Source organism: Aggregatibacter kilianii, assembly GCF_003129965.1.
Classification (GTDB): domain Bacteria; phylum Pseudomonadota; class Gammaproteobacteria; order Enterobacterales; family Pasteurellaceae; genus Aggregatibacter; species Aggregatibacter kilianii_A.
The window spans coordinates 1-6,792 of record NZ_NRCJ01000025.1; the positions used below are offsets into that span (position 1 = coordinate 1).

The 6,792-nt window shown below is 46.0% G+C and carries 4 protein-coding genes and 1 pseudogene; all 5 read left to right on the forward strand.

Annotated features, from left to right (window positions below; genetic code table 11):
- On the forward strand, window positions 1-603 hold a 603-nt coding region (locus tag DK430_RS12930), incomplete at its 5' end, for a bacteriophage T4 gp5 trimerization domain-containing protein (RefSeq protein ID WP_429696977.1).
- Window positions 604-610: 7 nt separating this feature from the next.
- Complete coding sequence (locus tag DK430_RS12935) at window positions 611-1,018, forward strand: DcrB-related protein (RefSeq protein ID WP_109079461.1); 408 nt, start codon at window positions 611-613, stop codon at window positions 1,016-1,018.
- 556 nt (window positions 1,019-1,574) lie between these two features.
- Window positions 1,575-1,829, forward strand: a pseudogene (locus DK430_RS13485) (PAAR domain-containing protein); the annotation flags it as partial.
- A 36-nt stretch (window positions 1,830-1,865) separates the two neighbouring features.
- Entirely contained in the window at window positions 1,866-6,203 is a 4,338-nt protein-coding gene (locus DK430_RS12940; protein ID WP_239496827.1) for an RHS repeat-associated core domain-containing protein, read from the forward strand.
- Window position 6,204: 1 nt separating this feature from the next.
- Window positions 6,205-6,663: a hypothetical protein gene (locus tag DK430_RS12945; protein WP_162616856.1), complete on the forward strand. Its 459-nt coding sequence runs from the start codon at window positions 6,205-6,207 to the stop codon at window positions 6,661-6,663.
- Window positions 6,664-6,792: the final 129 nt, after the last annotated feature.

A 6,792-nucleotide genomic window follows, 5' to 3' on the forward strand; every position in this document is an offset into this window, starting at 1 on the left:
GGCTATAACGGAATGATAATGGAAGATGCGACGGGAAATCAGCGATTAGATTTTCAGGCGCAGAAGGACATGAACACTAAGGTGTTGAATGACCAGTCGGCGTCGATTGGGAATAATAGATCGTTGGATGTGACGGGGAACGATTCGACGACCATCGGACAGAACCGTACTATCGGAGTAACCGGTTCTGAATCAACAACAGTCGGTAAGGGGCGTTCGGTTACGGTGTCTACGGGGGATGACAGCAAAACGGTAAGTGCAGGTAATAGAAATGAAACGGTAAACGGCAATCGTGATGTTAAGGTCAAAGGCGATCAGTCATTAACGGTAGCGCAAGGAAATCGTAATGTTACTGTCAGTGCAGGGGATGATAAAAAGGTTATCAGTGCCGGTAATTTAACAGAAGAGGTGCCGGCAGGCACCTCTTCTACCACTGCCAAAATTATTACGAGCACAGGTACGGAGAGTATCACACTCACGGTCGGTGGGAGTTCAATTACCATGACGCCGGACGGCATAGAATTAAAGCACGGTTCATCGACAGTGCAGCTTAATGCAGGTGGGGTATTTGTCGTCGGTGCCGAAATCCATCTAAACAGATAAGGAAAATATGATGTATTTATTTAACGAAGGCAAACTTAATGTGGATATGGAACAATGGCAAGATAAAAGCATTATGTTATTGGCAAATGATTCCGGACAAAGTATTTCTATATCGCGGGATTTTATTCCTTGGGGAATGACATTTATTGAGTTTACAGAGCGGGAAATTGCTTCGATTGGTAAGCAGTTAACAGATTATCAAGAACTTTCACGTGAAAATGTAAAAGTCAGTAATTTTGATTGCGTGTTAACGGAGTTTAAGTGGCGTTCGCCGAAGGGGGGGATTCATCAGATGACACTACTGATCAATTATCCGAATGTGGTATTGATGCTGACGGCAACTTGCGAAGGAGAAATGACGGAAGGGCAAAGGTCGCATTTATTCACGATACTCTCAAGTTTTCAATCAAATTAGTCATGATGTTAAGCTCATTGTTTAGCGCCAATTAAATGAATAGCCGAGTGCAGGAGGAATAATGTCTTTATATGACGGTGCCTATTTTGGTTCGGTAGCCGCACGGGTAGGGGTGAATCAGGATAATCCGCCGGTGCAGGATAAAATGGAAGGTATACCTTCCGGTCATTTATCACAAGCCGAGAAAGATCTGCAGCGGGTAATGAATGTAGCGGAATCTCCTGCGGTTGGTGAGGCTATTATGTATAGTTCGGCAGCGATGGCTATTGCGGGGGGGCCGGTATCTGCAGGGATGTTTGCGGCAGGATATGTGGTTGGTCAGGCAGGGAGTGCGGTCGGAAATTGGGCCGGTGAGAAGATTGCAGAGGGATTAGGGCTAACAAAAATTGACGGGCAGGGCGAGAATCCGGTGCGGGTAGGTGACCCGTTGATGCATGCGAAAAAATCGTTAGGACCTTGGGGGATGATTGGCGGTGTTTTATTAGGGGCGCTTGCCGCAGCAGGCGCGATGGCACTCGCTCCGTTTACCGGAGGGGCTTCGCTCTTTTTAGGCGCAATGGTATTTACCTTTGTGAGTTCTACCGTCGCAGCTGCTGGGAATGCATTGTCACAGTACGGTGAGAAGAAAGGGGAGGTGATAGAGGGGTCGCCGAATGTCTTTATGGGCAATATCCCTGTTTCGCGTGTTGGGGACAAAGTGCGTTGTGACGACCACCCGTGGGAGCCTGGTGGGCCGTTAATTGCGGAGGGTGTATCAACGGTATTTGCGAATGGTAAACAAATTGCTCGAGCGGGGCATCAGTCAAACTGTGACGGCAATGTTGATACCGATTTTAAGAGTGTGAAGGTGTCGCCGGATGCGACGACACAGGTTTATGAGATAGTGCCGAGCGTGCCGGCGGCGTTAAGAGCGGTGGCATTTGCGTCTAATTTTATCCCGTTCCCGAAAAGCGGTAAGAAAGGGAAATCACCGGGGGCAGAGAAAGTACCGTCGACCAAGGGTGGAAAGGGCGGAGGAGAGGCACCAACAAAACCGAACTCAGGTAAAACACCTCCGAGAGAAAAGCCATCTGCCGGTTCAGGTTCAAAGAATAATAAGAGTAGCCCGAATAAGTCGGCAGAAAGTAAGGGTAACTGCTCGCAAAAATGCCAGAAACCGGGCGAACCGGTAGATATTGTGACCGGTGATTTTATTCAGCAATGGTCATTATTGGCGTTGCCGAGCAGTACTTTGCCGTTGAATTTGACGAGACTGTACCGCTCGAGAGCAGAATTTAGCGGGCATTTCGGCCAGAAATGGGCGGATGACTGGTCGCAACATTTGACGGTGGATGAGCAAGGCATCACTTATGTGGATAATGAAGGTGTGGAATATCATTACGCGACACCGGAAAATGAAGTATATGCCGTCAATATGCACAATGCGCATTGTGTGTTACACGGAAAGCGGGATGGGGCGTTATATTTATTTGACCGGCGTACGCAACTGGCGTGGGTTTTTGAGCGTTTGGCGCACCAACCGGCGGCGACGCGTTTTTTGACGGCGATAGTTGATTATTTTGGTAATCATGTGTTATTCGGTTATACCGAGCAGGGCTTGAATCGAGTGGAGCATACTGACGGCTACCGGCTGGATATCAAAAGTGACGCCTGGCGAATTTTACAGATTGACTATGTGAATGAAAGTTATCGTCAGACCTTGCTGACCTGTGAATATCGTGCCGACGGTTATTTGTCGACTTGTCGCAGTCATCAGTTTGGCGAGTTGTTTCATGAGTATAACGAAGCAGGATATATGCTTTCGTGGCGGGATACGCTTAAGACCGATGCCGAGATTCGCTATGATGAATTGGGGCGGGTGGTTTCAACGCAGACGCGGGATGGGCATTACGCCGATGAATTTCGTTATGATGAAGCGAATCGCTGTTCGACCTATCATGATGCTGAAGGCGGTGTTACTAAGTATTGGTATAACGAACGTAATCTGGTGACGCGGATAGAAGACCCATTGGGACGGATAACGGAAACCCGGTGGAATTTAAGTGATAAGGTATCGGAAACAGATGCGCTGGGTCGTAAGGTCAGCTATAACTACAATGACTTCGGCGAGGTGACGCGAGTCACGCTGTGGAACGGCGAGGTCTATCATTATGACTACAATGCGCGGGGGCAGCTAACAGCCATGCTCAATCCGCATGGTGAGCGTTGGGTATATGAATACGGCGAGAGGGGGGAATTATTAAAAGAGACGAACCCGGCAGGGTTAACGCAGACTTACCGCTACGATAAGTCGGGTCGGCTGTTACGTCTTATTGGGGCGGACGGGAATTACCTGCGATTTGATTATGATGAGCAAAGCCGGTTGTTGACAGCGCAGTGGAATGTGAAAGGGGAGATGACGCGTTTTACGCGGGATATTTTCGGACGGGTTACCCTGATTACATTGCCGGATAACAGTCAATACCGTTATGAATACAGTCAAGCGCATGCTAACCCGGACGGCAGTCTGACTAAGCTCAGCACACCGGAAGGCTCTACCCAACACTTTCGTTACAACAGCGAACGGCTTTTAACGGAAGCGGTTGACGGTAATGGTAATAAAACGAAGTATACCTACGGTGCGTTTGATTTACTTGACAGCCAAACCTTACCGAACGGCGAAACCTTAACTTTCCACTATGACAAACTGACACGGTTGACGGAAGTCAGAAACAGTCAGGGGGACAGTTACCGTTACGCGTACGACAAGGCGGGTCAGTTAATCAAGGAAACGGATTTTACCGGTAGAGTAAGAGAATATGCTTATGACCCGGCGGGTAGACTGACCCGAACCGTGCAGGCGGACGGCAGTATTGAAACGTATTCCTATGATGAAGAGGATAAACTGCTTAGCCGTCAGACCTGGCAGGTGAAAAAACCAAAAGCCGGTACACAAGCGGATACAACGGAAAACTCAACTGAGGAAGACAAAAAAACATCACAAAAAACGACCGCACTTTTATCAGATAAAACAACAAACTTAAATCCTGAAGACTTTACGCTTGTTCATCAGGTGAGCTATTCCTACACGAAGAAAACCGGTCAGCTGACTAAAACGATTAATACGCAATATCTGCCGTACTACGCCGAACATATCACCGAGTTTGAATACAACGAGCAACATCGTTTAATTGCCGAAATCCAAGATGGTGAACGGGTTGAGGTTGAATTAGATAAATACGGCAGACAAACGGGCTTCTCACTCCCGAATGGCGGAGAAAGTGAGGTCAGAATCTTGCAAGGATTTAACCAATACGGTGAACTGACGCAATTCCAGGTCGATGACCATAACCCGCTTAACCTTAGCTACGACAAACTTGGTAGACAGACACGCAAACAGAATCAAAACGGGTTTATTCTGGCGGAACACTTCTCACCATCAGGTCTTTTGCAAGCGCAAGGCGGCGGTTGGCATAATAACCTGACTGAAGAACAACTCGATAACTACCAACCGAATCACACCTATCCGATAGCGGGCACGCAAATCAGCCGTAAATGGCAATATGACAAGGCGTTTAACCTGACGCATACCCAAGATAACCACTGGGGCGCCACGGAATACCGGGTGAATAAAAACGGTCAGGTGACTGATGTATTAAACGGCATCCGCAGCAGCGAACATTACCGCTACGACAGCCAACTCAACCTCACGCAAAAAGTCCAACGCGAGACAAACGAAAACGGACAGTATCAGCTACAGGCTGCCAATGACGCCACTTACGGTATCAAACACCGTCACGGACGCATCACAAGATACGGCAACAAAACCTATAAATACGACGAGTTAGGCAGACTGCAGACTAAAACGGAAACCAAGAAAGGGTTTCGGCCTGTCACTACTTATTACAAGTGGAACAGTCAGAGCCAGTTAGTCGAACTACACAGTCCGCATAAAGGCACTTGGCGTTATGAGTATGACGCTTTTGGTAGACGGATAACGAAGTACCAAGTTCAAACTGACCAAGCCGCCACAACCGACCCGAACAACCCGTACAAGAATCAACTGATTGATATGCCGATACGGCCGAATCAGGATTACTGGCATAAGATAAGTGAGTTGTGGGAAAATCAAGAGAAAAACGAACAGGCACAAAACGAAGCTACAGAGAATGAAACCGAAAAAACACTTAAAAAAACGACCGCACTTTCAGATGAAACAACAAGCGTAATAAACTCAGCTAGACCAATACAAGGCTATCGCTATCTGTATAAACAAGACCAACTGGTTGCTGAAGCGCCGTTGCAAATCACAGCTACGGACGGTAATCCGGCATTACAAGCCGAAGGTCGGCAAGAACTCCTGCAAGCCAACTGGGCGGACGCCATTTACTGGCTATATCAGGAAAATGACTTCACGCCGACGGCTCGATATGAAAAAGGGCAGTTGCACTATACGGTTGCCGACCAAGTAGGCACCATCACCGAATTGCTGACCGAAGACGGTTATATTGACTACCGCCAGAAGCTGAACCTATGGGGCGAGGCGGAGATTGACGGTCATCGGCACTATGCCGCGAATGACACCAACGCACTCAAGTGCAATCATCGTTTTGTGGGGCAGTATTATGACGAGGAAAGCGAGTTGCATTACAACCGCTTCCGTTATTATTCACCGGAAACAGGACAATATCTCAGCCATGACCCGATAGGGTTGCTGGGCGGATTTAATCCGTATGGGTATGTGGCTATACCGACGGCGTTTATAGATCCGTTGGGGTTAGCAGAATGTTTAGGTTTGCCATCATCGAGAGAAAAAGGGGGAACGGGTGTTGATTACAACAAAGATACGGGACAGGGGTTGTATGTTTTAAAGGATCCTATAACTGGAGAGGTTAAATATGTTGGTAGGGGAGATGCGCCAGCTAGAGGTGCAGCCCACCAAGCATCTCCTGATAAAGGAAAATATACACAACAAATTTTAGCTGAGAATAACTTAACTAAAGCTGAAGCAAAATATTTAGAGCAAAGATTAATGGATCATTTTGGTGGAGCAAAATCAACAAATCCATCAACAAATTTATTAAATAAAATTAGATCCTACTCTCCATTTAATAAAAATGCAGCAACTTATGACACTGCTGGTGGAGGTAGTAACTGGGGAAATCAAATTTTTAGTGATGTTCTTAAAACATTAAATGGAGGATAGAGTGGAAAAAAAATTATTTAAAGCTGGAGATGTTTTTTTTATTGGGGAAAATAAACTAGGAAAACAAATTCTTACATTAGATGGTGGAGGGAGAGTTGGTAAACTTATTTATATATCAGAACATTTTAAAAATGTAATTGGATTTCTTCCTTCTGTTGAAACGTTTTCTTCTGAGCCAAATGAAATAAGCAATATACATTTTATGGAAAATGTTATTTACTGTGGTAACAGCGAGTTAATTAATGGGAAATGGAAAATTATTGGTCATCTTCCTGTTTCTGATTTTGAAATACAATTAACAACTAGAATTGTTGCCAATCAGGTTTATGTTGCTGACAATATTATTAGGTTACGAACAGATGAGGATTTGAAAACATATTATCAGCAACAAATCGCTGGATTGGGTGCTGTTTATACTATTCTCGATAATTTAGAGTTATATTTTAAAAGAAAATCCTAATCCTAGGAAACTAAAGAAAAATGCTTAGAAAGATATTATCAATATGTGAATTTTGACATCCTCCCCGCCCTAAAGGACGGGGATTCCTACTAGCTCCCCCGCTTTGCGTGGGCTACTCTCGGTGGGTTC

What these genes read in the sequence shown, in the direction of transcription:
- DK430_RS12935 (WP_109079461.1), top strand. Translation starts at nt 611, where the DNA reads ATGATGTATTTATTTAACGAAGGCAAACTTAATGTGGATATGGAACAA.